The organism is Novosphingobium aeonii (assembly GCF_052279045.1).
Lineage (GTDB): Bacteria > Pseudomonadota > Alphaproteobacteria > Sphingomonadales > Sphingomonadaceae > Novosphingobium.
Map to the genome: position 1 here is coordinate 557020 of NZ_CP176832.1, position 25027 is coordinate 582046.

A 25027-nucleotide genomic window follows, 5' to 3' on the forward strand; every position below is an offset into this window, starting at 1 on the left:
TCGATGGAGGAAATGGTGCACCCGACAGGATTCGAACCTGTGGCCTCTGCCTTCGGAGGGCAGCGCTCTATCCAGCTGAGCTACGGGTGCAGTGCTGGGGCGACTAGCAGAGCCTGCGGAGGACTACCAGCGCCAAATCAATCCATATCGTCATGGGCTTGGGAAAACATGGGGACGGATATCCCTCCGCCCCGCGCATACCCGCAGGGATCGCTTGAAAGTTCCCTCTATGTTCTTATGATGAAGGCATGGCCGACGCTGATTCCCCCCTCGCACCGCCGCTGACTTCGTTCGTTGCCAACGACGTCGCACGCGGAATCGGGCGACTTTTCGCCCGCAACGATATCTGGTGCCTGTCGGAAATGCCGCTGCGCTGCGGGCGCCGGGCGGATCTCATGGGGATCGACGCCAAGGGCCATGTCATCATCGTCGAGATAAAGGTATCCCGCGCCGACCTGCTCGGCGACGGGAAGTGGACCGACTATCTCGACTATTGCGACCGTTTCTACTGGGGCCTGCCGCCCTCGATCGACCGTGCGCCGCTGGAAACCGAGGCTTTTCTGCCGGAGCAATGCGGCGTGATCGTGGCCGACGGTTATGACGCGGAAATCCTGCGCCCTGCCCCGCTGCGCCAGCTTGCCGCCGCCCGTCGCAAGGTGGAGACGGAGAGGCTCGCGCGCGCATCGCTCCGGCGACTCGTCACGCTCGGTGATCCGCAGACGCTCAAATGGGGGAACGAGACGGCGTGAAAATGCAGGGCCTCACGGCCCCGCATTTCCCGAATTCGAAAGCGGCGCTACCGGCTCAGTGAACGAAGCGCGCGATGACGTCGCGGTAGGAACGGCTGACTTTCACCTGCGCGCCCGAATCGAGCACGAGGAAGCATTCGCCGTTGGTGTGCGGCTTGACCTGGCGAACCTGGTTGAGGTTGACGATGGTCGAGCGGTGAACGCGCTGGAACACGCGCGGGTCCAGGCGGCGTTCGAGATCCTTCATCGTTTCGCGCAGGATCAGCGAATTGTCGGCAGTGCGGATGCACATGTAATCGCCGGCCGCTTCGATATGCTCGATCGAATCGACATCGATGCGGAAGATCTGGCCGCGATCCTTGATGTTGATGAGCTTCTCGTAGCGGTCCGCGTTGGGATCGGCTTCCTCGGGGATGTGATCGATCGCATCGGGCGCCACTTCGGCCAGCACCGTCTTGAGCTTTTCCGCCTCGTCCGACGAACGCTTCTCGGCAAGGCGCTGGCGCACGCGGGCGAGGGTATCGTCGAGCTTGGTCTCGTCCACCGGCTTCATCAGGTAGTTCACCGCGTTCGCCTCGAAGGCGCGGACGGCATGTTCCTGATAGGCGGTGACGAAGACGAACAGCGGCGGTTCGATCTCCATGACCCCCTTCACCACCGAGAACCCGTCGAAACCGGGCATCTGGATGTCGAGGAAGACGAGGTCAGGCTTTTCGGTCTTGATCTTGCGGATGGCCTCGCGGCCGTTCGAGCAGGTGTCGATGATCTCGACATCAGGATACTTCTCCAGACGAAGCTGAAGGCCCTGGATGGCGAGTTTCTCGTCGTCGACGAGGATCGTGCGAATGGTCATCAGTTACTTTCTCCGGCCCGGCTAACGCACGTGGGCCAAATATGTTTCATCGCGCGGCGAAAACAGGCTGCCGCGGCTGCTCGATCATGTCTTCCGGGGTGGGTTGGCGCTCGGCGGGAAGTTCGATGAGCACCGCGAAGCCGCCCTCGATCGGTTCGATCGTCTCGAAACGGTGGTGTTCACCATAGGCTTGCGAAAGGCGGTCGCGAATGTTCGCCAGGCCAACGCCGGTGGAGACCGGCTCCCCTCCATCGTAAGTCATGCCCGACAACCTGTTGTCCGTCGTCGGACTTTGCAAGCCCGGCCCGGTGTCCGAGACGGTGATGCGAAGCATCGGCCCGACGAGTTGCGTGGTGATGGTGATCTCAGCCCCGGATTCCTGCGGAGTCACGGCATATTTGATCGAATTTTCCACCAACGGCTGAAGCAGCAGCGAAGGCAGCAGGCAGGTTTCGGTTTCCGGATCGATATGGAAGGTGGTGCGCAGCCGTTCCTCGAATCGCATGAGTTCGATGTCGAGGTAGAGTTCAAGCGTCTCCACCTCGGTTGCCACGGTAACACGAGCCGAGGGCTTGTTCACCAGAGTATAGCGCAGGAACGACGAAAGGCGGCTGAGCATGGCATTGGCCGGCTCGGTCTGCTTGAGCAGGACCAGCGTGGAAATCGAGTTCAGCGTGTTGAACAGGAAGTGCGGATTGAGCTGGTAACGCAGCATCGCAAGCTGGGCCTGCGTTGCCTGGTTCTCCAGCCGGATCATCTGGTCGTTCTGCTCTTCCACCTGAAGGTAGAAATTGATCGCGTAGTAAAGCGCCGACCATGCCCCCAGCAGCGTCGCGTCGAGGTAGAACACCCCGAGGAACAACTGGGTGAAGCTCGCATCGCTGTCCGTTCGGTAGAGCGAGATCACCCAGGCATCGATGAAGGCGTGCAGGCCCACCGCAAACGGCAGGATCAGCGCGGTCAGCCCCCAGGTCACCAGCGCGCGCCGCGTTATCAGCGTGCGATAGACCACCGACAGCACCAGCGAGATCGAGAAGCCAGTGATCGTCGCGATCAGCACCAGCACCAGCGAGGTCAAAGGCTGGGAATTGGCGATCGTGGACATCGTGCGGAGCAGCATGGCGCCACCCCACCCGACGAACTGGAGACGCCAGAAGGCCTTGTCCTTGTTGGCGAAGAAGGGGATCGGTTGGATCGGCAGCACGCTCATGCACGCTTCCTAGCCGAAATCGGTGCCGGGCGGAAACTGCCGAAAATGCGGAAAGACTCCTTCCTCAACCGCCGCGTGCTTCGGACACCGCATCCGATAGCTGGTCCACGCCGACCGCGCCGGAAATCAGCCGCTCACCCGCGACCCAGCTCGGCGTGCCGCTGAAGCCCAGCCGGCTGGCGATTTCGAGGTTGCGCGAAAGCTCCTGCTCCACCGCCGGGCCGGCCGCGACCTTGCGGGCGCGCTCCAGGTCGAGTCCGGCCTGCCGGGCGGCGGCCTCGATGCTCTGCGCATCGACCTGCCCCATGGCGAACATGGCATCGTGGAACTGCGAATACTTGCCCTGCTCGGCGGCGGCGAGCGCCATCTTCGCGGCAGCCGGACTTTCCGGCCCGATGATCGGCAGTTCGCGCACGACGATGCGCAGGTCCGGGTTCTTCTTCAGGAGCTGGGCCACGTCGGGCAGGCTGCGGCGGCAGTAACCGCAGGCATAGTCCGTGAATTCGACCAGCGTCACCTTGCCTTGCGGATTGCCCAGCACCGCGCCGGGGAACGGCGTCTCCACGTTCTGGCGCACGCCGGCAAGTTGCTGGCTGGCCTGCTTGCGCTGCAGATTCTCCATCGCCTGCGGCAGGATTTCGGGATGTTCGAGGATATAGTCGTGAACGATCTTCTCGATCGCCGGGCGGCCGCCGAACCAACCGCCCACGCCGACCAGAGCGACGCATCCTGCGATCACTGCGAATTTCGTGCCACTACCCATTTGTCTTTTCCAGAATCCCGTAATGTGTCCAGCCGCCCTAGCGGCGCTTCCTGGAACGTTCCAGTTCGGCGCGCGCCTGCATCTCGATATCCTGCGCGCGCAGCCAGTCCGGCGAGCCTGTAGGCAGGCCGGTTTCGGCCGCCTGCGCATTCATCAGCGCGGCATCCATCTGGCCCGTCAGCGATTGCTGTTCCGCGCTGGCGAGCCGGGCGCGCGGCATATCGCCGTTGGCGGCATAGATGGTGCCGAGCTGGTACCATGTGAACGGGTTCTCCCGGTCGCGCGCCACCGCGTTCTTCAGCACCGACTGCGCCTCGGCGAAATGGGCCGGGTCTTCGGTGGCGATCAGGGCGTGGCCGAACAGCGTGGCGATCAGCGGCTGGTAGCCGGTCAGTTCGGTCGCCTTGCGCAGCGGCACCAGGGCCTCCGCCGCCTGGCCCGATTCGAGCAGCACCTGCCCCTTCAGTTCCAGGAAATAGGGATCGTCGGGATCGACCATCAGCAAGGCATCGGTCTCGGCGCGGGCGCGATCGAGCTGCGACTGGCGGTGATAGGCATAGGCGCGGGCGTAATGCGCGGGCACCGAATTGTCCGTCTCGGGATAGACGCGCAGCACGTCGCGCGGCTCGGCCAGATAGCCGAACAGCTTGGCCTTCATCCGCACGAAGCGCTGTTGCAGCTTGGCATCGTCCGGCTTGGACCAGGCCGGGTCCTTTTCGTAGACGTCCTGCAAGGTCTGGATGCGGTCGCCGGTGAGGGGGTGCGTGGAGTAGAACTCGTCACCGTCCTGCGCCCGGTAGCCGTAGCGGAACTCGAGGTTCTGGAGCTTCTTGAAGAATTCCACCGAACCGCGCCCGCTGATGCCCGCCGTGGACAGGTATTGCGCGCCCGCCGCATCCGCCGAGGCCTCCTGCGAGCGGCTATAGGCGAGGTACTTGCCCATGGCCGCCTGCTGGCCCGCCATGATGACGCCCATCGCCGCTTCGCCGCCGCCCACGGCCGCGGCCGCCGCGCCCAGCAGGAGCGAGAGAATCGAGATATTGGTGGCCGGCTGCGCGCCCTGGTTCAGCACGGCGTGGCCGCCGGTGACATGGCCCAGTTCGTGCGCGATCACGCCCTGCACTTCGGCGGCGGTATCGGCCTGGTTGATGAGCCCGCTGTTGACGTAGACCGCCTGCCCGCCCGCCACGAAGGCGTTCACCGAGGAATCGTTGACGAGGACGATATCGACATGGCCGGGATCGAGCCCCGCCGCCGTGATGAGCGGTCGCGACATGTCCTTGAGCAGGGCTTCTGTTTCCGCGTCGCGCAGGATCGACTGTGCGCTTGCCGGCGCGGCGGACCAGCCGAGCAGCGCCAGGGAACTCAGGACGAGTGCGGCAATTCGCGCGAAGGGCATGCTCTCTCTTGGGGCTTTGCGGCCTGAACCGGTGCTGAAGCGGCGCGTCTCGCGCTTGGCCGCAGCCTAGCGGCGCGCCTCGCCGTTGCAAGGCGCGATCGCGCGCCGTTCAACCGAGCAGGTGGCGGGCGGCCCGGCGAAGAAGGGCCTCGTCATCGCTCACTTCGCCAAGGAAGCGCAGTTCGCCATGCTCGTCCCGGCGCGCGACCAATACGGTGAATTCGCTGGACCGGCCGATTTCCTCCTCCGCGCGCGGCGAAAGCCCGCGAAGGCCGCGAACAAGCCGCTCATGCCGGGAAAGGCTCGGAGACTCCTTCTCCCCCTCCGCGCGGCGAAGGCGGCGCTCGTCGCGCACCAGCGCCTTGATGCCGCCTTCCGTCCCGGCGATATGCGCAGCAAGCCTGCCGCATTCGAGGCCGAGCCGCATGCCGTGGGCGATCACGGCGGCAAATTCGGTCAGGCGGGTCTTGTCGTAGTCCGTCCCGAAGACGAGCTTGACCAGCGGAACCAGCGGCGCGCGGTCCTGCACCTTGAGACCGGCATCCTCGACAAGCGCGGCAAGGTCCTGCGGTGCATCGGCAGCGGCCAGCGCAAAATCGTAGGCCCTGCCCAGCGCCGCATAAAGCGCCTGCCGCGAACGATCCTCGCTGCCCATGGCAGCCCGCGCCAGTTCGCGCGCGGAAGCCAGCCAGTCCGCCAGTTCCATATCCGCCGTGAGTTCGAGCACATCGGCATCTAACCGGTCCAGATCGAGCACACCGCTGCCGAGCGTGATCGGCGATTCCAGAATTCCTTCCCCGCCGAACGCCACCTGAGGCAGCCGGTCCGTCAGCGACAGCACCTGCTCCACCGGCCCGTCGGCCCATTCCCCCAGCAACGCTTCCCGGCGCGGCGGCAGGTCGAGCGGCCCGAGTTCGGCACCGGGTTCGCCCAGCGTCTCGTCCACCGCGCGCATCAGCATGTCCGTGCTCGACTGGTCGGCGAGCTGCTTCCAGTTGATGACGCCGTAGATGCAGTCGATGGCGTCATGCCCGCGCGAAAAGGGCAGCAGGATGCCGCGATAGAGGATCGTCGCCCCGCGCTGGTTGACGAATTCGGCCTCGAACCCGATCGGCGCCTGATTCGCGAGGATCTGCATGTAGTGATCGGTAATGCGCGACAGCAGCGACCGACTCGGCACGTCGTCCAGCCGGTGAATCGCGCCCAGGGCGCCGCATTCCCCGGCGAGTTCGGCGCCGAGCCAGGCCACCGCCGGATTCTCGATCCCCGCCGAGAAATCGAGCAGGACGCTGTTGGGGCCGAAATCGGGAAGCGTTTCGGGATGAAGCTGGGCGATATCGGGGAACGGTCGGTCCTCGAGCAGGCTGGCCCAGAAATTGTAGGCCCGCACCTGCATGCGGCGCTCGTCCTGGCCGACCGGCGCAACGATCCGGTCGCGCGCGTCGTCGTCGTCGCCGGAGAATCCCGTCGTCGCCCCGTCCGGATCGGAAAACTGGCCGCGCAACGTATCCATCGAAAGCCCCCGCACATTCAACGGCATCGCTTGTCGCGCAACATGGTGAATTAAAGGTTTAGGCCCGGCCGCGTTGCCCTACGCGATCAGGTCGGACGCAGGACACCTTCACCGAGCCGGGGCAGCGGGGCCAGGAAGCGCAGCACCACGAAAGAAACGATGAGGAAGATCGAGGCGGCGTGCAGCGCGAAGGCAAGGTCGCGCCAGTCCGCCAGCGCGCCCCAGGTCCATGCGCCGAGCGCCATGCCGCCGAACGTCACCGCCTGGTAGATCGACAGGCAGCGGCCGAGGATATCGTCGGGAGAACGCAGCTGGACCGCCGTGTTGAGCGTGGTCAGGATCAGCACCCATGCCATGCCCGCCACGAAAGCGGCCGGGAGCGCGTAGATCAGTTCATGCGCGACCGCGACGAGCGAGAACGAGAAGACGAACATCGCCGATCCGAGGGCCAGAATTCCCTCCAGTCCCAGCATCCGGCGAATCTTGCCGATGAACGGCGCGGTTACGATCGAGCCTATGCCGAACAGGCCGAGCATGATCCCGAAGTCGATCTCGGTGCCGTGCATCGAATCGTTGATGACGGCGGGCAGCAGCCCCTGGTAGGCGGCAAGGCTGAAGCCCAGCGCAAAGCCGCGAATGAGCAGGCGGCGCAGCGGCCGGTTGCCGAAACAGAACCGCAGGCCGGTGGCCACCGCAGGCAGGATCGGGCGGCGGTTTATCTGGCGGGCTTCCGGCTTCCACCAGAGCAGCACGCAGATCAGGCCGACATAGCTGACCGCATTGATCGCAAAGGCGAAAGACACGTTCCACAGGGAGATCAGCAGGCCGCCCACCGCAGGGCCGATCGAGCGCGCGATGTTGAACGATATCGAATTCAGCGCGATCGCCTGCGGCAGCTTGTCATGATCCACCTGCTGGCGCACCGAAGCCTGCCAGGCCGGTGAATTGAGCGCGGTTCCCGTTCCCACGCTGAGCGTGAAGGCAAGCAGCAGGAACGGGGTCAGCCAGCCCGCATAGGCCATGATGGCCAGTGCCGCCGAAACCACCAGCATGCCGATCTGCGCTGCCAGCATGACGATGCGGCGATCGAAGTTGTCGGCGATGGCCCCGGCAAAGACGCCGAACAGCATGATCGGCACCGTGGCGGAGGCCTGCACCAGCGCCACGAGCTGGTGCGAAGGGGTCAGTTCCGTCATCAGCCAGGCCGCGCCCACGCCTTGCAGGGTGGAACCGAGGTTGGAGAACAGGTTGGCGATCCAGATCGCGCGGAACACCGGATACCGGAACGGCGAGAACGTGCCGTGTACGGGCGGCGGAACCAGGTCCGCGGTGGCCGTTTCAACCACCTCCTCGACGATGTCCTCTTCCCTGCTCACCGCTCCGGGGTAAGCGGCAGGATCGGGAGCGGCAAGCGCTTTAAATACTGCGCTGTGGCTGCCGCAAATTATCCATGCAGACTACAGGAGATAGCGCATCCTGATCGCGAGGCGGACGTCGGCCCCGCCCACGTCGAACGCGGCCTTCTCGAAGCTGGGCGGCCCCATCCGCACCGGCGCATCCCGGGAAAACCCGAATCCCTCGCGCGGCATCATCAGCGCGGTGTCGAGCTTGCCATTGCCGTTCTCGTCATGAATCAGCGAGATGGCATAGCGCCCCTCGGGAACCCTGCCGAAATCCAGCGTGACCGGCCCCGTCACGGCAACGGTAAGCTTGCGCGCGGCGGGATCCTTCTCGCAATTGGGGAAAGCCTTGGGATTGGTGGTGAGACAGGCCAGTACCTGCCCCTTCTGCGAGCGCAGCGCGGTGACCGCCACGCTCACATCCACTCCCGGTGCTGCGGCCCCACCGGCCAGCGGCGCGCAAAGCAGCAGGATCAGGGCGCCGAAACGCCCCGGTCGGTTCCGCACAGATGATCCCAGAAGCGAAAATAGAGGCCGTAATTGCATCGGTATAGCTCGTGATGGCGGTGATGATGGCTCGCCGTTATCAGCCAGTGGCCGATGCGCGAATAGACGAGGGCGCGGGGGAACATCTCCCAACCCATGTGATTGGCGATTCCCATCACCGTCATGATCGTCAGCACCAGCGCGAGCATGCCGACGTGGATCGGCACGACGAACACGAGCGCGGGAACCACCACGGCGCCGGTCACGGCCTCCAGCGGGTGAAAGCTCATCGCTGCCCAGGCGGTGGGCGGCTTGCTGGCGTGATGGACGGCATGCATCGCCCGGAACACCTTCGGCCGGTGCATCCAGCGATGGGTCCAGTAGAACCAGGTGTCGTGAAGGAAGAGATAGAGCAGCAGCGAAAGCGGCATCCACCACAAGGGGCGGGCCAGCGGATCGGTGTAGATCAGGGTCCAGCCATGGGCCTGCCAGCCCCAGGCGACCACGCCTGCCGGAATGCCGTAAATCGCCGAGGAGGCCAGCGACCAGCCGATCTCGGCCCTGATCTGGCGGTCCATGCCCCGATAGAGGCCCGGGCGCACCCGCGCGGTAACCCATGCGAAGAGACCCGAGGTCCCGAGATAGCGCAATCCCACGATCGCCGTCATCGTGACGGCTGAAACGCAGAGCGCCCAGAGGCCGGGACCGGAAATCGATGGCATGGCCGGGGCTTATGCGCCCGCGCCCGGCCCGTGGCTAGGGCGGCCCCAAAAGAAAAGGATGCAGAAAGGCCCGAGCCCCTGCATCCCTTCCCTTACGATCCGGTGCGATCCGGGTCGGCGATCAGCTCGCGCGGCGGACGGCGCCCTTGTGCGTGCCGACGGTCTTGGCGCCGCGCGGACGGAAACGACGCTTGCGCTCGCCCTGGTCCTCGGCGCCATGCTCACGGCGTTCGCCGCGCGGGGCATCGCTGCGCGGACGGTCGTCCCGGCGACGGTCGTCGCCACGGCGCTCGCCGGTACGCTCGCCCTGCGGACGATCGCTGCGATCGCGGCGCGGCTGCTGGCTGCGGTTGCGATCGCCGCCGCGTTCGTTGCGGTTGCCACCGCGACCGGCACCCTGCGGGGCGGCGGGAGCCTGGCGCGACGGCGCGGGCAGGCGGGCCGCCTGCTTCTGGAAATCCTCGGGCAGGCCAAGGGCAGCCAGCTTGACGCGGGTCAGCTTCTCGATGTCGCGGATATAGGGCTTCTCGTCCGGCGCGACGTAGCTGATCGCAACGCCATCGGCGCCGGCACGCGCGGTGCGGCCGATGCGGTGGACGTACTGTTCGGCAACGTTCGGGATTTCGAAGTTGTAGACGTGGCTGACGCCGCTGACATCGATGCCGCGTGCGGCGATGTCGGTGGCCACGAGGACGCGCACCGTACCCTGGCGGAAGCCGCCGAGCGCTGCGGTGCGCTGGGCCTGGCTCTTGTTGCCATGGATCGCGGCAGCCGGGATGCCGGCGGCGACAAGGTGGCGGACGACGCGGTCGGCGCCGTGCTTGGTGCGGGTGAAGACCAGCGCACGGTCGATCGCGCCGTGCTCCGCCTTTTCGGCGGCGTCTTCGGCCAGGCCGTCACGCAGGCTGAGGGTAAGCAGCGCCTGCTTCTCGGCCTGGTTGATGAAGGTGGCGTACTGTTCGACGCGCTCGGCCGTGGTCGACTGCGGGGCGACTTCGACCTTGACCGGGTTGTTGATGAACTGCTTGCCCAGTTCGGCAATCGCCTGCGGCATGGTGGCCGAGAAGAACAGGCTCTGGCGCTGCTTGGGCAGGAGCGCGGCAACGCGCTTGAGCGGGACGATGAAGCCGAGGTCCATCATCTGGTCGGCTTCGTCGAGCACGAAGATCTCGACATGGCGCAGGGTCAGCGCGCGGCTGTCGATCAGGTCGAGCAGGCGGCCGGGCGTGGCAACGAGGATGTCGGTGCCGCGCTCAAGCGCACGGGCCTGCTTGCCGGCGGGCACGCCGCCGAAGATGCACTGGACCGAAAGGTTCAGGAACTTGGCATAGCCGCGCATGTTGTCGGCGATCTGCGCCGCCAGTTCACGGGTCGGCGAAAGCACCAGCATGCGGCAGCCGGCGTTCTGGCGCGGCTTGGGATCGCTGGCGAGGCGGTGCAGCGAAGGCAGCGAGAACGCGGCGGTCTTGCCGGTACCGGTCTGCGCGATGCCGAGAATGTCGCGGCCCTCGAGCAGCGCGGGAATCGACTGGCGCTGGATCGGCGAGGGATCAGTGTAGCCCTTGGCCGCGAGCGCACGGAGAATCGGCTCGGCCAGACCAAGTTCGGAGAAATAGGACATGTGTCACTTTCACAAGGTGCGGGGCACGCGGAAGGTTCTTGGCCCGCGCACACAGCAAGGTGTCGTTACGGGCGACCCTGCGTGAAGAAGGAAGCTTGTTCAAAAGGACAACCGCTCGTCCGGGCCGGTCCGCATCGGGACGTCACGCTGCTCTCGGATTGCGGCAGGGAAGTACCCTACGCGCCGGTCGTCGGGGGCCATTTAGTGTGCACTTCGATAAAACGCAAGATAATTGCGTAAGTCGGCAGAGACGTTGCCGGCAAGCCCCGCCGGCTCAGGCCGAGAATCGGCGGGCGCGGTCTGCCAGGCGTTCCACCGCGGCCTCGTGGATCGCGGGCGAGCTGACCAGCACGCCAAAGGCGCGGGGGTCGTGCTTGTTGTAATTGAGAGGCTTGCCGAAAGCATCGGTCACGGCGGCGCCTGCCTCGCGTGCGATCAATCCGGCAGCGGCGATGTCCCACTCGTAACCCCAGCGCAGGGTCGCCAGCAGATCGGCCTCGTTCGCCGCGATCAACGCCATGCGCAGCGCGATCGAGTTCGGCTGGCTCACGAGCGTGAGATCGGCATCCTCGCTCGCCAGCTTCTTCGCCGGAACGCGTGCACCGGCCAGCGTCTCGCGGTGGCTGGCGCGCAGCGGCACGCCGTTGCGGCTGCTGCCCTTGCCCGCCTCGCCGTACCAGAATTCGCCGCCCGCATCGCGGCAACGCGCCGGAGCATACAGCAGGCCCAGCAACGGGCGGCGGGTGTTCACCAGCGCTACCGAGATGGCCCAGCCGTCCCTGCCGGCGATGAAATCGCGGGTTCCGTCGATCGGATCGACCAGCCAGACCAGTTCGTGCCCCTGCCGCGCGGGAGAATCGGCAGTTTCCTCGGAAAGCCAGCCCGCCGAAGGCAGCAGGCTGGAAAGTTCGCGCTTGAGAAAGGAATCGACCTCGATATCCGCAGCGCTCACGGGGCTTCCGGGCGTTTTTTCCCAGTGCTCAAGGACATGGCCGTCCCCCGGCCATCCGGCCATGGCGATACGTCCGGCTTCACGGACAATGGCTTCAAGTCTGTCGCGATCGATCATGCGCGAGTCGTTCTGGCTATCCGGACGATCTGGAGGGGTCAGGTGATCCCATTGCGCAGGGAACGGGACTTTTCAAGCGCGCAGGGATGTGCTTATGCGGCGCGGTAAAAATCGGGGCCCTCCCGCGCCTTTCCTCTGACACTCCAGCAGAAAGCGATTTCAGCAATGAACATTCACGAATACCAGGCGAAGGAACTGCTTGCCAAGTACGGCGTCGGCATTCCCGCCGGCATCGCCGCCCTCACCGTCGAGGAAGCGGTTGCCGCTGCCAAGCAGCTCCCCGGACCGCTCTATGTCGTGAAGGCCCAGATCCATGCCGGCGGACGCGGCAAGGGCAAGTTCAAGGAACTCGGCGCCGATGCCAAGGGCGGCGTGCGCCTTGCCAAGTCGGTCGAGGAAGTCGAAGCTTTCGCCAAGGAAATGCTCGGCAACACGCTCGTCACCGTGCAGACCGGTGAAGCCGGCAAGCAGGTGAACCGCCTCTACGTGACCGACGGCGTAGACATCGCCAGCGAATACTACCTGTCGATGGTCGTCGACCGCGCCACCAGCCGCGTCGCCATGATCGTGTCGACCGAAGGCGGCATGGACATCGAGGATGTTGCCCACAACACCCCCGAGAAGATCACCACAGTCACCATCGACACCGCCGCCGGCTTCCAGCCGCACCACGGCCGCGCCGTTGCCTTCGCCCTGAAGCTGACCGGCGACCTCAACAAGCAGGCGCAGAAGATCGCCAAGCAGCTTTACGAAGCCTTCGTCGCGCTCGACTGCGACATGCTTGAGATCAACCCGCTCGTCGAAACCAAGGACGGCAACCTGCTCGTCCTCGACACCAAGATGAGCTTCGATTCGAACGCGCTCTACCGTCACCCCGACGTGCAGGCCCTGCGCGACGAGACCGAGGAAGATCCGGCGGAAGTCGAAGCCTCGAAGTACGACCTGGCCTACATCAAGCTCGACGGCGACATCGGCTGCATGGTCAACGGCGCCGGCCTCGCCATGGCGACGATGGACATCATCAAGCTCAATGGTTCGTTCCCGGCCAACTTCCTTGACGTTGGCGGCGGCGCCAACAAGGAAAAGGTGACCGCGGCGTTCAAGATCATCCTGCGTGATCCGAACGTGAAGGGCATCCTCGTCAACATCTTCGGCGGCATCATGAAGTGCGACGTCATCGCCGAGGGCATCGTTGCCGCGGCGAAGGAAGTGAACCTCTCGGTTCCGCTCGTGGTTCGCCTCGAAGGCACCAACGTCCAGCAGGGCAAGGACATCCTGGCCAATTCCGGCCTGCCGATCGTCCCCGCCAACGACCTGGGCGATGCCGCCAAGAAGATCGTGGCCGAGGTCAAGAACGCAGCCTGATCCTTGGATCACACGCGATCCCATATCGGATAATGCAGCGGCGGGGGTTTACGAGCCCCCGCCGTTTGCGTTTGAAGCCGGGGTCCAAGCCTGCCTTTTCGAACTCAAAGTTATTCTGGGCCCGCCGTTTCTGCCGGGGCGATGCCACTTTTCGCGGATTTGCGATATGGCGCCCATTGTGATCCCTCGAAGGGCTCATCTCGCCGCCGGCAGGACTTGACGTATACGTCAATTGCCTATTAGGCGTGCCTTGAGTGGATTTAATCGAGCGGCTAAACAGTGCCGTGCCTGAAATGAGAGGACCCGATCAGATGAAGATCCTCGTGCCCGTAAAGCGGGTGATCGACTATAACGTGAAGCCGCGCGTGAAAGCTGACGGCACCGGCGTTGACCTTGCCAACGTCAAGATGAGCATGAACCCGTTCGACGAGATCGCGGTCGAGGAAGCCATCCGCCTCAAGGAAGCGGGCAAGGCTGAAGAGATCGTCGCTGTCTCGGTCGGCCCGGCCAAGGCACAGGACACGCTGCGCACCGCACTCGCCATGGGTGCCGACCGCGCGATCCTGATCGAAACCGATGCCGAAGTGGAACCGCTGGCCGTCGCCAAGATCCTCAAGGCGATCGTCGCCGAAGAGAATCCGGGCCTCGTGATCCTCGGCAAGCAGGCGATCGACGACGATTCGAACCAGACCGGCCAGATGCTCGCCGCGCTGCTGGGTCGCCCGCAGGGCACCTTCGCCAGCAAGGTCGAGATCGAGGGCGATCACGTTGCCGTGACCCGCGAAGTCGATGGCGGCCTTGAAACCGTCAAGCTCGCGCTTCCCGCGATCGTCACCACCGACCTTCGCCTGAACGAGCCGCGCTATGCTTCGCTGCCCAACATCATGAAGGCAAAGAAGAAGCAGCTCGATGTGAAGACCGCCGCCGATTACGGCGTCGACATCACCCCGCGCCTCAAGACCCTCAAGGTCTCCGAGCCGCCCGTCCGCTCGGCGGGCGTGAAGGTCGCCGACGTCGATGCGCTGGTCGCGAAGCTCAAGGAACTGGGCGTCGCCTGAGGGCACAGCCCGGGAAGGATTTGAAACGATGAAGACGCTCGTTTGGGTCGAACACGACAACGCGTCGGTCAAGGACGCGACGCTCCATACCGTCACCGCTGCCGCCAAGCTCGGTGAAGTCCATCTGCTGGTCGCCGGCTCCGGCTGCCGCGCCGTTGCCGAACAGGCCGCGAAGATCGCCGGTGTCGCCAAGGTCCACCTGGCCGACAACGCCGCCTATGAGCACGCCCTGGCCGAAAACCTCGCGCCGCTGATCGTCGAACTCATGGGCCACCACGATGCGTTCCTGGTGCCCGCCACGACCACCGGCAAGAACGTCGCCCCGCGCGTTGCCGCGCTGCTCGACGTGATGCAGCTTTCGGACATCCTCTCGGTCGAAGGCGAAAAGACCTTCACCCGTCCGATCTACGCCGGCAACGCCATCGCCACCGTCGAATCGAGCGACGCCAAGCTGGTCATCACCGTGCGCGGCACCGCGTTTGAAAAGGCCGCCGCCGAAGGCGGTTCGGCCGCCATCGAAGACGTGGCTGGTGCCGGTGACGCCGGTCTTTCCAGCTTCGTGGGTGCCGAACTCGCCAAGTCGGAACGCCCGGAACTGACCAGCGCCAAGGTGATCGTCTCCGGCGGCCGCGCGCTCAAGGATTCGGAAACCTTCGAACAGGTCATCCTGCCGCTCGCCGACAAGCTCGGCGCAGCTGTCGGCGCCTCGCGCGCGGCGGTCGATGCGGGCTATGTGCCCAACGACTACCAGGTAGGCCAGACCGGCAAGATCGTGGCTCCCGAAGTCTACATCGCGGTCGGCATCTCGGGCGCGATCCAGCACCTTGCGGGCATGAAGGATTCGAAGACCATCATCGCCATCAACAAGGACGAGGACGCCCCGATCTTCCAGGTCGCGGATGTCGGCTTGGTGGCCGACCTGTTCACCGCCGTGCCGGAGCTTACCGGCAAGCTCTGAGCGGCGCTGAAGGACTGAAACAACGGAACCCCGGCCAGATAATGGCCGGGGTTTTCGTTTAAGTGCAACAGTTTCCCTATATCGCCCTGGTCGGGCATCGGGGGATTCTGCATGAGATGGGTACCGAAACGGCGGGCAAGTTGGCTTGCTGCCGCCGCGTTGTTGTCGCCGGTTTCGCCAGCGCAGGCCGCTCAAGCAATCGACCTCCCGCGGAGCAGTCCATGGACTTTCCGCTACGACGCCGATTCCTGCGACATGGCCGCCGTTTTCGGGGCCGACAACCGCTCTCTCGTCATCACCTTCTCGGGATTCGCTCCGGACGAGCCTTTCCAGATCACGCTGGCCGGTGAGGGAATGGATTGGCACCTTCCCGAAGCCGAGGGCTGGATCGATCTTGGCAATGGCGCGCAACCGCGGCGCGTTACAGTTCTGAGCGCGTCGGGCGCCCATCAGGCATCCATGCTGCTCGTCACCGAAGTCGAACTGGAACCGGGGATCTCCGAAGGTGGAAACAGCACGAATTCCACGCTGACCTTCACTGCACCTTCGCGCATATCGTACAGGCTGGGAGTCAGCGGGTTCCACGATGCGATGCGCGTCATGCGGCAATGCACGGAAAATCTCGAACTCCAATGGGGCTTCAAGCCGTGGGAACAGCGTACACGCTCCCACCCCGAACCCACGCCCGGTTTCAAGGCCTGGATGCGCAAGGGCGACCATCCGGAATTCACGGTGCCTGAAGGTATCGGCGGCTTCCTGCGGTTCCGTCTCGGTGTGGATGCCGAGGGCCAGGTCACGGATTGCCATATTCAACGCGCGATCGGACCCGACAGCTTCGGCGAGCAGGTCTGCCGCCAGTTCGTCCTGCGGGGTCGTTTCATCCCCGCTCACGATGCCAAGGGCGCTCCGGTCGCGTCTTACTTCGCCGGAGCGGCCCTGTTCTGAAAATCCTGGAAGCGTGCCGCCCGGTCAGGAAACCCGCTCGAACAGATTAACGATAACCGTCTCTCCGTTTTCGCCGAGGTCGTGATTTCCGCAAGGAATGAAGCCCAGTGCTCCGGCCACCCGCTCGGAGGCTGTATTGCCCTCCTCGATCATGCAGGCAATGCGGCGTGGTCCGTGAGTCACGTCGAACCAATCCAGTACGGCGCGCATGACCTCCTTTGCCAGGCCGATTCCCCAGTGATCGTACCGGACGATCCAGCCTGCCTCGGGTACATCGTCCATGCCTTTTCCAAAGCCCCGCCAGCTATGGAACACACCGCAGTTGGCAACGATCTCGCCATTCCCGCCACGCCTGCGCACCGGGAAGGTCCCATAGCCGTGCAGCGCCCAGGACCCGCCGTTGCGCTGGAGGCGCTCGAAAACGCCCTTCTTCTCGGCTTGCGTAAGGCCGAGGAACCGCCGCGTCTCCTCATCGGCCAGCAGGCGGACCATATCGTCGAGATCGCTTGCCTGCGGCTTCCAGAGTTCGAAACGCTCGGTGACGAGCAGCGGGCCATCCAGCACGGCAAGGCTCACAGCAACTGGTCCGCAACGTGGATGCATACGCCGAACAGGCCGCCGACCAGCGTGCCGTTGATGCGGATGAACTGAAGGTCGCGGCCCACGGCGCCCTCTATGCGGTCCGTCACGGTGCGCGCATCCCAGCGCTTGACGGTTTCGGATACCAGCCTCACGATTTCCCCCCCATAGCGCGACACGATCCCGACGAGCGTGCGGCGCGCGAAACGATTGACCATGTACTGCAACCGCGCGTCGTCGCCCAGTGCCTGACCCAGTTGCGCAAGGCTTTCCCCCAGCGCACCGGACAACGCCTTGTCGGGATTGCGCACGGCCTTGAGCAAGGCCGCGCGGGTGCGTTCCCACATGCCGTCGAGCCAGGCGGCGACTGCGGGGTTTTCGATCAGTTCGTTCTTGATGCGCTCCACCTTCGCCTGCGTCTCGGGCTTGCTGCGCAAGTCCTCTGCAAGGTTGGCGAGCGCCTCGTCGATCCTGGCGCGTAGGGGATGGTCGGGCTGGACGATCACTTCGGCCAGCAGCCGGTAGGCGCCGTCGAGCACGCCGTTTGCCAGCCGCTCGTCCAGCCCGGTCCAGCGCATGATGCTGTTGGCGCGCTGATGGATCATCTCGCGGATCAGCGGCTCGTTGCTCTCGATAGCCTCGCCGATCTTGCGCAGCACGCTTTCGAGCACCGGCAGGTGCCTGCGGTCGGCAATCGCACTGGTCAGCATCTGGCCGAGCAGGGGCGCCGCATCGATCTTCTCGAGCTGACGGCGCAGGCCGGTCTTGACCATGCCGCCCATCTGCTCGGGATCCAGCGATTCGAGCACGTCGGCCAGCAGGTTGGCCGCGCCGGCACGAATGCGGGATTGCTCGTCACGCGCGGGATCGGAAAGGAACGCCCCGGTGGCGGCCGCAAGGTTGAAGCCCTTCAGACGCCGGGCGACGACTTGCGGCGTGAGGAAATTGTCCCTCAGGAACATCGCCATCGAATCGGCGATACGGTCCTTGTTGTCGGGAATGATCGCGGTGTGCGGGATCGGCAGGCCCAGCGGATGGCGGAACAGCGCGGTCACAGCGAACCAGTCTGCCAGACCGCCGACCATGGCCGCTTCGGTAAAGGAGATCGCGTATCCGAGCGGCCCGCTCCATTCCGGGTGCAGCACCGCCAGCCGTTTGAGAACGATGAAGGCCGCCGCCATGAACAGCAGCAGCCCCGTCGCGAACAGGCGCATGTGCCGGGCCCGGTCGTTCACGACCGGGCCGAGCCGGAAAAAGTCTTGCCGTGCCACGGAGATGCTACGCTTGGGGGCCGGCAATGTTCCTCCTGCTCTTGCTATTCGGCCGCGATCGGCTGGGGAAGTGCGATTCCACCCTGGCTGGCGGCATCCTCATGGGCGTGGTGCGGCTCGAACGTGAGCAGCTTGCGGCGCAGCCACGGACCCACCCGCTTTTCGAAGCCATCAGCCAGGCTGAAGGCAGCCGGCACGATCACCAGAGTCAGCATGGTGGACACCAGCAGGCCGCCGATCACGGTGATGCCCATCGGCGCGCGCCATGCCGCATCGCCCGAAAGCGAGATCGCGGTCGGCACCATGCCCGCCGTCATGGCCACGGTGGTCATGATGATCGGCTGGGCGCGCTTGTGCCCGGCGTCCATGATGGCCGTGAGCTTGTCGACACCCTTCTCCATTTCCTCGATCGCGAAGTCGATCAGCAGGATGGAGTTCTTGGCAACGATGCCCAGCAGCATCAGGATGCCGATGTAGACCGGCATCGAGATCGGCTGGCCGACGATCACCAGCGCCAGGAGACCGCCCAGCGGTGCCAGCAGCAGCGAGGCCATATTCACCAGCGGCGAGACGAAGCGCTTGTAGAGCAGCACCAGCACCGCGAAGACCAGGAAGATACCGCTGATCACCGCGATCACGAAGCTGTTGACCATCTCGGCCTGCCACTTGTCCTCGCCGACGGGGGCGTTCGACACGCCGGTCGGCAGGTTCTTCATGATCGGCAGGTTCTGGATCTGCTCCATGATCGGACCCTTGACCTGCCCTTCGCCAAGGTCGGCGCCGACGAAGATGCGGCGCGACTGGTTGTAGCGCTGGATCTGGGTCGGACCGGCACCGAAGCGAATCTCGGCCACGCGCTTGAGCGGCACCGAGCCGCCGGTTGCGGTGGTCACGGGAAGATTCTCGATCGTGGAATAGTCCCGGCGCGAGGCGCGGGCGAGAATGACCCGGATCGGGACCTGCCGGTCGCTCAGCGAGAACTTGGCAGCGTTCTGGTCGATCTCGCCAAGCGTGGCGATGCGGATGGTCTGGCTGAGCGCCGCCGTCGTCACGCCGAGCTGCGCCGCGAGGTCGAGGCGCGGCACGATCACCAGTTCCGGTCGCTGCAGGTCGGCGGCGATACGGGGTGCAATCACGCCCGGAATCGTACGCATCTGTTCAGCCAGTGTCTGCGCGGTCTTGTTGAGCAGTTCCGAATCGCTGCCCGAGAGCATCACCGAAATATCGCGGCCACTGCCGAATCCGCCCGACTGCGTGGCAAATGTCACGCGGGCATCAGCGATGTTCTGCAGTTCGGGCGCCATGCGGCGTTCGAACTCGATGCTCGTGGCCTTGCGCTGGTCGGCCGGCTTGAGCGCGATGTAGAGCGACCCCCTGCCCTCGCGCGAAGCCTCGAGGATGTGCTGCACTTCAGGCTGCCGTTCGAGCAGGTGCGTGACCTTGTCGGCCACCACCACGGTCTGCTCGATGGTGGTGCCGGGCACCATCTCGATGTTGACGGTGCTGGTGTCGTTGTTGGTGTTGGGCTGGAACTGCGAGGGCAGCCCCGCCAGCAACGCGAACGTCACGACGAGCGCATAGATGCCCGCACAGAATGCGTAGAACCGGTGGTCGTGCATCCGCGCGCTGATCCGCGCCGAGAAATAACGGTACCAGGTGCCCATGCGTCCGGCGAAGTGAGCCAGCCACCGCAGCGCCTTGCCGAGCACATAGATCGCCACGGGAATGCCGAGAGGTGCGATCGCCGAGGCCAGCACGAAGGCCGCCTTGCCCAGCCCCATCTTGCCGAGCACGAAGTTCGCGCCCTGGAAGATCATGTAGGCCGCGCCGATGCCCCCACCCAGCATGAGCAGGATCGCCACCATCGCGATGAGATAGTACCACCAGCGCGACGGCGCCTTGACCAGCCGGGACTTGAGACGAAGCGCCTCACGCGAATCCAGCGTCCAGGCCAGAACCTTGAGATAAAGGTCCATGCCCTTGCCGCCGCCGTGTTCGGCATGGCCGTGAGCCTTGAGGAAGTAGGCCGCGACCATCGGCGTGATAAGGCGCGCCACGGCAAGGCTCATCAGCACCGCCGCAACGACCGTCAGGCCGAAGGCCTTGAAGAATTGCCCCGGAATGCCCGGCATGAGCCCGACCGGCAGGAACACCGCGACGATCGAGAACGTGGTGGCGACGACCGCGAGGCCGATTTCGTCTGCCGCGTCGATCGATGCCTGATAGGCCGATTTGCCCATGCGCATGTGGCGCACGATATTCTCGATCTCGACGATGGCGTCATCGACCAGCACCCCCGCCACGAGGCTGAGCGCCAGCAGCGAGAGGAAGTTCAGCGTGAAGCCGAGCATGTCCATGAACCAGAACGTCGGGATCGCCGAAAGCGGGATCGCGATCGCCGAGATCATCGTCGCGCGCCAGTCACGCAGGAACAGGTAGACGATGACGATGGCCAGCACCGCACCCTCGACCAGCGCTTCCATCGAGCTGGTGTACTGTCCCTTCGTGTAGTCCACGTCGGAGAACAGGCGCGTGATGTGGATGTTGGGGTTTTCCTTGCGGATCTTGTCCAACGCCTTGGCGGCGCCGTCATAGACCGCCACGTCCGAAGCCCCGAGAGCCCGCGTGAAGCCGAAAGTCACGACCTCGCGGCCGCGCAGCTTGGCGATGCGGGTCTGTTCGGAATAGCCGTCGTAGACCTTGGCGATATCCGAAAGCTTGACCTGCCTGCCGCCGCCCAGGTTGATGCGGGTCTGTGAAAGTTGGTACGCATCCTGCGCATTGCCCAGAACGCGGACCGACTGGCGCGATCCGGCGATTTCCGCCTGGCCGCCGGCAGCGTCGGTGTTGACCTGCCGCAACACGCCGTTGATGTCGTTCGCGGTAAGGCCCAGCGCGATCATCCGCTGCGGGTCGACGACGACGCGGATTTCACGGTCCACGCCGCCGTTGCGTTCAACCGAGGCGAGGCCTTCGATCGAGAGCAGGGTCTTCGAGATCGTATCGTCGACGAACCAGCTGAGCTGCTCCATCGTCATGTCGTCGGCACTGACGGCGTAATAGGCCAGATTGTCGCCGTTGGCCTCGATCTTGGTGACCATCGGTTCGAGAATGCCGTCCGGCAGCTGCCCGCGCACCTGATCGACGGCGTTCTTGACCTGGTTCGTCGCGACGTCCGGATTGGTGCCGACCGTGAAGAACACCAGCGTGGTCGACGTGCCTTCCGAGGCGGTAGACTGGATTTCCTCGATCCCGGGAACGGACCGGACCGCGCCCTCGATGATCTGGGTGATCTGCGTCTCGATCTCGGTCGGGGCGGCGCCCGGCTGCGAGATCATGACGTGAACGCCCGGGAATTCCACGTCCGGCATGTTGTTCACGTCCATGCGCATGAACGAGACCACGCCGGCGATCATCACGCCGATGAAGAAGACGATCGGAATGATCGGATTGCGGATCGACCAGGCCGAGATGTTGCGTAGGCTCATCGCGCTATGTCCGATCAATCGGCCTTGGCGGCAAGCTGGGGCTTGACCTTGTCGCCGTCGTTGAGGAACCCGCCGGCACGCAGCACGATCTTCTCGTTACCGTCGATGCCGGACTTCACGACGATGCCCTTGCCCGTCACCAGACCGGTCTGGACGGCGCGGCGATGCACCACGTTCTTGGCGTCCACGACGTAGACGAACGAGCCCTTGTCGTCGTTCTGGATGGCCGATTCCGGCAGCACCGGAGCAACCGTCTGGCCGCTGTTGATCACCACGCTGGCAAACCCGCCCGGACGCAGGGCGTCATTATAGGCGAGCGCGATACGGGCGATGCCCTGGCGGTTTGTGGAATCGATGATCGGGGCGATCTGCCAGACCTGGCCGGTGAAGCTCTGGTTCGAGCCGGTCGGCGTCACGGTGGCTTCCACGCCGACGCTCAGCCGGGCGAGATCGTCCTCGCTAAGCTGGGCGAGCAGTTCCATCTCGCCGCCCTTGGCGAGGCGGAACAGCACGGCACTGCCGCCGCCCACGACCTGGCCAAGCTCGACATTGCGTTCGAGCACGAGGCCGGCCGCCGGAGCAACGATGTTGAGGCGGGCGGTCTGTGCCTGAAGCTGGCCGAGCGTGGCGCGCGCGACCCTGACCTGGGCGACGGCAGCGTCACGCGTCGCCTTCAGCCGGTCGACGTCGGCAGCGGAGATGAAGCCGCGGTCCACCAGTTTGAGCGCACGGTCGAGATTGGCCTGCGCAAGGCGCGCGTCTGCTTCTGCGACGGAGATCTGCGCGGACTGGCCTGCCTGCTGCTGGGCCTGCACCGAGCGGTCGATCACGGCCAGCACCTGCCCCTGCGACACCCAGTCTCCCGCTTCGACGAGCACGGAGCGGACCTGCCCGCCCTCGCCCACCGAACCGACCGGCATCGGGCGGCGTGCCGCCAGCGAACCGGTTGCGCTGATTTCGCCAACAACGGAGGCGCGGCCAGGCACGACCACGGTTACGGCGGGGGTCTGAACGTCGTTTTCGCCGGCGGCGCTGGCTTCACCTCCGCCGCGCGTGGCGAACCAGATGCCGATCGCGAGCACGACGGCGCCCACTATGGCGATCCACAGCCATCGGCGGGATGCACGATCCCGTTCGACATCCCCTTCAAGCGGGTTGCCCGGCGCGGTGAAACCTTCGTTCTCGCTCACATCGATCCTGCTGTCGTAATTCATCTTGTCACCGCAAAAACTGCGATTGCCCCCAATCCCGATGCCCGAACCGATTGCCTGATCCCGGAGGCGTCACCACCCGCGGGCCCGCCCGGCACCGGGGAGCACGATCCGCCGTCGGGGCGCGGGCACACGGGTCCGCGCCGCTGCAACGGCAAAATTTCCTGCGAACGGACATATACCTGCGACAAGCGAGTGGCAATCAGCAGTCGGCCTGTAGCCGACGGGGATCGACAAGCGTCGAGCGCAGGTAATCGGCGGGGCGTAATCCTTGGGTCCTCAAGGATTCGCCGGCCAAATACGGAAACGGCGCCGAACCGAGGTTCGCCGCCGTCTTCCGGGTCTTTCGACCCTCAACAAATTCGAGGCTCAGTACTTCTGCTGGCGCTCGTAAAGATCGCGGTAATGCTGGATTCGCGTGACGCGCAGGCCCTGCATTCCAGAACGGTCCACCGCGCGCTGCCATCCCGCGAATTCTTCCAGCGTGAGCTGATAGCGATCGCAGACTTCGTCGATCGTCAGCAGGCCGCCGTTCACGGCCGCAACGACTTCCGCCTTGCGGCGCACGACCCAGCGCGTGGTGTTCGGCGGCGGCAACGAATCAAGCGTCAACGGCTCGCCGAGCGGCCCGATCACCTGGGCAGGACGGATTTTCTGGTTCTCGATCATCATCACCCTCGTACGCCGGTGCTTCGATTGCCGGCGACAGAAGCGACATTGGCCTCCGCTGGCTTGCGATTGGCTGAAGCATTTGGGTTAACAGGTATTGAGACTGGCTCATACGTATGAATAACGAATGCGGCCGAGCCGGCGAAACTGCCAAAGCGGTGAAGCCTGACAGATTCGGGCCTGATGGAATCAGGCTCTGCCCACGCGGCGCGCAGATCGTGCGCCGCAAACAGTCGGGAACGCAGGGAAAACCAGTCGATCGGCGATGGGTCCGAGATGAACTCCTCGCTGTCGCGACCAGACGCATGCCCTGCTTTGCAGGTTTCATGATCAAAAGCGATGTTCATGGACAAGGCTTTTAGCGCCGCTTGGTCAAGGGACGGTAAAGGCGATGTTTACACTTTTTTAACGATTGTTAACGCGCTTGCGAAGCACGCCTTGGCCGCCCTTTGCGGTTAGATACGGCCCCCTCCTCTCGACAAAGGTAGGAATTCCGTGCGTTCGCCTGTATGGGGCGGCGCATGACCGCCCTTTCCGACCTTGAAGGACTGGTGGCCGGCCTCGATCCCGCCGCGCTGTTCCAGTTGCCCGCGCCGCTTTCCGCGCGCCGTATCGTCGTTGCCATGTCCGGCGGCGTCGACAGTTCGGTCGTCGCCGCGCTTGCCGCCGCGACCGGAGCCGAGACCATCGGCGTCACGCTCCAGCTTTACGATTACGGCGCCGCGACCGGCCGCAAGGGCGCCTGCTGCGCCGGCGACGACATTCGCGATGCCCGCGCCGTGGCCGATCGCCTCGGCATCGCCCATTATGTCTTCGATCATGAGAGCGCCTTCCGCGAGGAAGTGGTCGAGCGCTTCGCGGACGATTACATGGCAGGCCGGACCCCGATTCCCTGCATCCGCTGCAACATGGGGCCCAAGTTCACCGACCTGCTGACGATGGCGCGGGATCTTGGCGCGGATTGCCTTGCCACCGGCCATTACGTGCGCCGCGTCGAAGGCCCCGCCGGTTCGGAACTGCACCGCGCTTTCGATCCCGCGCGCGACCAGAGCTACTTCCTTTACGGCACCACTGAAACGCAGCTCGATTTCCTGCGCTTCCCGCTCGGCGGCCTGCCCAAGAGCGAGACCCGACGCCTTGCCGAAGCCGCCGGACTGCGCGTTGCCGACAAGCCCGACAGCCAGGACATCTGCTTCGTGCCCGACGGCGACTATGCGAAGATCGTCCGCGCCGTCCGCCCCGAGGGCGAGGCGCCGGGCGATATCGTTCACGCCCTTACCGGCGACGTGCTCGGCACCCATCGCGGCATCATTCATTACACCGTCGGCCAGCGCCGCGGCCTCGAGATCGGCGGCCAGCCGGAACCGCTTTACGTCGTGCGGATCGAGGCGGAGGGGCGCCGCGTGCTCGTCGGCCCGCGCAGCCTGCTGGGCGTCGCCGCTGCCACGATCACCGAATCCAACCGAATCGGCCCGCTCCCGGACGCGCCGCTGACCGCCAAGGTGCGCTCGCTGGCAAAGCCGGTGCCGATCACGCTCGAAGGGCCGCTTGGCGACGGGACGACGGCGAGGATCCGCTTCGAGAATCCCGAATACGGCGTCGCCCCGGGCCAGGCGGCAGTGATCTACGCGGGAGATCGCGTCGTCGGCGGCGGCTGGATCGACGGCACCGAAGCCGCCATTCCGCTGGACGGCTGAG

Annotated in this window: 22 protein-coding genes and 1 tRNA gene; 6 read left to right on the forward strand and 17 right to left on the reverse strand. The window is 65.0% G+C overall.

The window, feature by feature from the left end; translation table 11 throughout:
* Positions 1 to 13 precede the first annotated feature (13 nt).
* Positions 14 to 90 (reverse strand) — tRNA-Arg (locus ACLIMP_RS02785).
* Positions 91 to 248: 158 nt separating this feature from the next.
* On the opposite strand from ACLIMP_RS02785, the gene ACLIMP_RS02790 reads away from it, so the two are divergent.
* Complete coding sequence (locus tag ACLIMP_RS02790) at positions 249 to 749, forward strand: MmcB family DNA repair protein (RefSeq protein WP_054442111.1); 501 nt, start codon at positions 249 to 251, stop codon at positions 747 to 749.
* A gap of 55 nt (positions 750 to 804) precedes the next feature.
* Here ACLIMP_RS02790 and ACLIMP_RS02795 read toward each other — a convergent pair whose 3' ends face one another.
* From ACLIMP_RS02795 to ACLIMP_RS02840, 10 genes are all read right to left on the reverse strand, one after another.
* The gene (locus tag ACLIMP_RS02795) at positions 805 to 1602 is read right to left on the reverse strand and encodes a LytR/AlgR family response regulator transcription factor (protein WP_054442110.1); all 798 of its coding nucleotides are present in this window, start codon (positions 1600 to 1602) and stop codon (positions 805 to 807) included.
* A gap of 46 nt (positions 1603 to 1648) precedes the next feature.
* Complete coding sequence (locus tag ACLIMP_RS02800; RefSeq protein ID WP_054442109.1) at positions 1649 to 2812, reverse strand: sensor histidine kinase; 1164 nt, start codon at positions 2810 to 2812, stop codon at positions 1649 to 1651.
* Positions 2813 to 2876: 64 nt separating this feature from the next.
* Complete coding sequence (locus tag ACLIMP_RS02805) at positions 2877 to 3575, reverse strand: DsbA family protein (protein ID WP_054442108.1); 699 nt, start codon at positions 3573 to 3575, stop codon at positions 2877 to 2879.
* Positions 3576 to 3612: 37 nt separating this feature from the next.
* Positions 3613 to 4974, reverse strand: coding sequence for a M48 family metalloprotease (locus tag ACLIMP_RS02810; RefSeq protein ID WP_185998370.1), 1362 nt, complete (start codon positions 4972 to 4974; stop codon positions 3613 to 3615).
* A 109-nt stretch (positions 4975 to 5083) separates the two neighbouring features.
* Positions 5084 to 6487: a PAS domain-containing protein gene (locus ACLIMP_RS02815; protein ID WP_324697400.1), complete on the reverse strand. Its 1404-nt coding sequence runs from the start codon at positions 6485 to 6487 to the stop codon at positions 5084 to 5086.
* 86 nt (positions 6488 to 6573) lie between these two features.
* Positions 6574 to 7863, reverse strand: a complete 1290-nt coding sequence (locus ACLIMP_RS02820; protein ID WP_185998368.1) for an MFS transporter — start codon at positions 7861 to 7863, stop codon at positions 6574 to 6576.
* 81 nt (positions 7864 to 7944) lie between these two features.
* Positions 7945 to 8394: a DUF2141 domain-containing protein gene (locus tag ACLIMP_RS02825; RefSeq protein WP_369818363.1), complete on the reverse strand. Its 450-nt coding sequence runs from the start codon at positions 8392 to 8394 to the stop codon at positions 7945 to 7947.
* Positions 8361 to 9095 carry a sterol desaturase family protein gene (locus tag ACLIMP_RS02830; RefSeq protein WP_185998367.1) on the reverse strand — a complete coding sequence of 245 codons (735 nt, stop codon included), beginning with the start codon at positions 9093 to 9095 and terminating at the stop codon, positions 8361 to 8363. Before ACLIMP_RS02830 ends, ACLIMP_RS02825 begins: the two co-directional genes overlap by 34 nt.
* 121 nt (positions 9096 to 9216) lie before the next feature.
* Positions 9217 to 10716: a DEAD/DEAH box helicase gene (locus tag ACLIMP_RS02835; protein ID WP_324697403.1), complete on the reverse strand. Its 1500-nt coding sequence runs from the start codon at positions 10714 to 10716 to the stop codon at positions 9217 to 9219.
* 274 nt (positions 10717 to 10990) lie between these two features.
* Positions 10991 to 11785 carry a 3'(2'),5'-bisphosphate nucleotidase CysQ gene (locus tag ACLIMP_RS02840; protein WP_054442103.1) on the reverse strand — a complete coding sequence of 265 codons (795 nt, stop codon included), beginning with the start codon at positions 11783 to 11785 and terminating at the stop codon, positions 10991 to 10993.
* Between the two features lie 165 nt (positions 11786 to 11950).
* Here ACLIMP_RS02840 and sucC point away from each other — a divergent pair, with 165 nt between their 5' ends.
* The 4 genes from sucC to ACLIMP_RS02860 all read left to right on the forward strand — a co-directional run bounded on the left by sucC (position 11951) and on the right by ACLIMP_RS02860 (position 16111).
* Positions 11951 to 13150 carry an ADP-forming succinate--CoA ligase subunit beta gene (gene sucC, locus ACLIMP_RS02845; protein ID WP_054442102.1) on the forward strand — a complete coding sequence of 400 codons (1200 nt, stop codon included), beginning with the start codon at positions 11951 to 11953 and terminating at the stop codon, positions 13148 to 13150.
* A 311-nt stretch (positions 13151 to 13461) separates the two neighbouring features.
* Complete coding sequence (locus ACLIMP_RS02850) at positions 13462 to 14208, forward strand: electron transfer flavoprotein subunit beta/FixA family protein (RefSeq protein ID WP_054442101.1); 747 nt, start codon at positions 13462 to 13464, stop codon at positions 14206 to 14208.
* A 28-nt stretch (positions 14209 to 14236) separates the two neighbouring features.
* Entirely contained in the window at positions 14237 to 15166 is a 930-nt protein-coding gene (locus tag ACLIMP_RS02855; protein WP_132468640.1) for an electron transfer flavoprotein subunit alpha/FixB family protein, read from the forward strand.
* A gap of 255 nt (positions 15167 to 15421) precedes the next feature.
* Complete coding sequence (locus ACLIMP_RS02860) at positions 15422 to 16111, forward strand: energy transducer TonB (protein WP_324697407.1); 690 nt, start codon at positions 15422 to 15424, stop codon at positions 16109 to 16111.
* A gap of 24 nt (positions 16112 to 16135) precedes the next feature.
* Here ACLIMP_RS02860 and ACLIMP_RS02865 read toward each other — a convergent pair whose 3' ends face one another.
* From ACLIMP_RS02865 to ACLIMP_RS02890, 6 genes are all read right to left on the reverse strand, one after another.
* Positions 16136 to 16687, reverse strand: coding sequence for a GNAT family N-acetyltransferase (locus ACLIMP_RS02865; RefSeq protein ID WP_231636291.1), 552 nt, complete (start codon positions 16685 to 16687; stop codon positions 16136 to 16138).
* A complete protein-coding gene (locus ACLIMP_RS02870; RefSeq protein ID WP_324699097.1) occupies positions 16684 to 17904 on the reverse strand; it encodes a DUF445 domain-containing protein in 1221 nt (406 codons plus the stop codon). Before ACLIMP_RS02870 ends, ACLIMP_RS02865 begins: the two co-directional genes overlap by 4 nt.
* Before the next feature lie 101 nt (positions 17905 to 18005).
* Positions 18006 to 21449, reverse strand: a complete 3444-nt coding sequence (locus tag ACLIMP_RS02875) for an efflux RND transporter permease subunit (protein WP_185998364.1) — start codon at positions 21447 to 21449, stop codon at positions 18006 to 18008.
* Positions 21450 to 21463: 14 nt separating this feature from the next.
* On the reverse strand, positions 21464 to 22663 hold the full coding sequence (locus tag ACLIMP_RS02880) for an efflux RND transporter periplasmic adaptor subunit (protein WP_132468637.1): 1200 nt from the start codon (positions 22661 to 22663) through the stop codon (positions 21464 to 21466).
* 366 nt (positions 22664 to 23029) lie between these two features.
* Entirely contained in the window at positions 23030 to 23329 is a 300-nt protein-coding gene (gene sciP, locus ACLIMP_RS02885) for a CtrA inhibitor SciP (RefSeq protein ID WP_054442268.1), read from the reverse strand.
* A 2-nt stretch (positions 23330 to 23331) separates the two neighbouring features.
* Complete coding sequence (locus tag ACLIMP_RS02890; RefSeq protein WP_132468636.1) at positions 23332 to 23676, reverse strand: hypothetical protein; 345 nt, start codon at positions 23674 to 23676, stop codon at positions 23332 to 23334.
* A 174-nt stretch (positions 23677 to 23850) separates the two neighbouring features.
* On the opposite strand from ACLIMP_RS02890, the gene mnmA reads away from it, so the two are divergent.
* The gene (gene mnmA, locus ACLIMP_RS02895) at positions 23851 to 25026 is read left to right on the forward strand and encodes a tRNA 2-thiouridine(34) synthase MnmA (RefSeq protein WP_324697411.1); all 1176 of its coding nucleotides are present in this window, start codon (positions 23851 to 23853) and stop codon (positions 25024 to 25026) included.
* Position 25027 lies beyond the last annotated feature (1 nt).

Excerpts from the sequence above, each read along its gene's own strand:
- mnmA (WP_324697411.1), top strand. The coding sequence starts at position 23,851 with ATGACCGCCCTTTCCGACCTTGAAGGACTGGTGGCCGGCCTCGATCCC.
- ACLIMP_RS02830 (WP_185998367.1), bottom strand. The coding sequence starts at position 9,095 with ATGCCATCGATTTCCGGTCCCGGCCTCTGGGCGCTCTGCGTTTCAGCC.
- sucC (WP_054442102.1), top strand. The coding sequence starts at position 11,951 with ATGAACATTCACGAATACCAGGCGAAGGAACTGCTTGCCAAGTACGGC.
- ACLIMP_RS02855 (WP_132468640.1), top strand. The coding sequence starts at position 14,237 with ATGAAGACGCTCGTTTGGGTCGAACACGACAACGCGTCGGTCAAGGAC.
- ACLIMP_RS02790 (WP_054442111.1), top strand. The coding sequence starts at position 249 with ATGGCCGACGCTGATTCCCCCCTCGCACCGCCGCTGACTTCGTTCGTT.
- sciP (WP_054442268.1), bottom strand. The coding sequence starts at position 23,329 with ATGATCGAGAACCAGAAAATCCGTCCTGCCCAGGTGATCGGGCCGCTC.
- ACLIMP_RS02870 (WP_324699097.1), bottom strand. The coding sequence starts at position 17,904 with ATGCGCCTGTTCGCGACGGGGCTGCTGCTGTTCATGGCGGCGGCCTTC.
- ACLIMP_RS02835 (WP_324697403.1), bottom strand. The coding sequence starts at position 10,716 with ATGTCCTATTTCTCCGAACTTGGTCTGGCCGAGCCGATTCTCCGTGCG.
- ACLIMP_RS02880 (WP_132468637.1), bottom strand. The coding sequence starts at position 22,663 with ATGAATTACGACAGCAGGATCGATGTGAGCGAGAACGAAGGTTTCACC.
- ACLIMP_RS02890 (WP_132468636.1), bottom strand. The coding sequence starts at position 23,676 with ATGAACATCGCTTTTGATCATGAAACCTGCAAAGCAGGGCATGCGTCT.
- ACLIMP_RS02875 (WP_185998364.1), bottom strand. The coding sequence starts at position 21,449 with ATGAGCCTACGCAACATCTCGGCCTGGTCGATCCGCAATCCGATCATT.
- ACLIMP_RS02810 (WP_185998370.1), bottom strand. The coding sequence starts at position 4,974 with ATGCCCTTCGCGCGAATTGCCGCACTCGTCCTGAGTTCCCTGGCGCTG.
- ACLIMP_RS02805 (WP_054442108.1), bottom strand. The coding sequence starts at position 3,575 with ATGGGTAGTGGCACGAAATTCGCAGTGATCGCAGGATGCGTCGCTCTG.
- ACLIMP_RS02850 (WP_054442101.1), top strand. The coding sequence starts at position 13,462 with ATGAAGATCCTCGTGCCCGTAAAGCGGGTGATCGACTATAACGTGAAG.
- ACLIMP_RS02840 (WP_054442103.1), bottom strand. The coding sequence starts at position 11,785 with ATGATCGATCGCGACAGACTTGAAGCCATTGTCCGTGAAGCCGGACGT.
- ACLIMP_RS02815 (WP_324697400.1), bottom strand. The coding sequence starts at position 6,487 with ATGGATACGTTGCGCGGCCAGTTTTCCGATCCGGACGGGGCGACGACG.
- ACLIMP_RS02800 (WP_054442109.1), bottom strand. The coding sequence starts at position 2,812 with ATGAGCGTGCTGCCGATCCAACCGATCCCCTTCTTCGCCAACAAGGAC.
- ACLIMP_RS02795 (WP_054442110.1), bottom strand. The coding sequence starts at position 1,602 with ATGACCATTCGCACGATCCTCGTCGACGACGAGAAACTCGCCATCCAG.
- ACLIMP_RS02860 (WP_324697407.1), top strand. The coding sequence starts at position 15,422 with ATGGCCGCCGTTTTCGGGGCCGACAACCGCTCTCTCGTCATCACCTTC.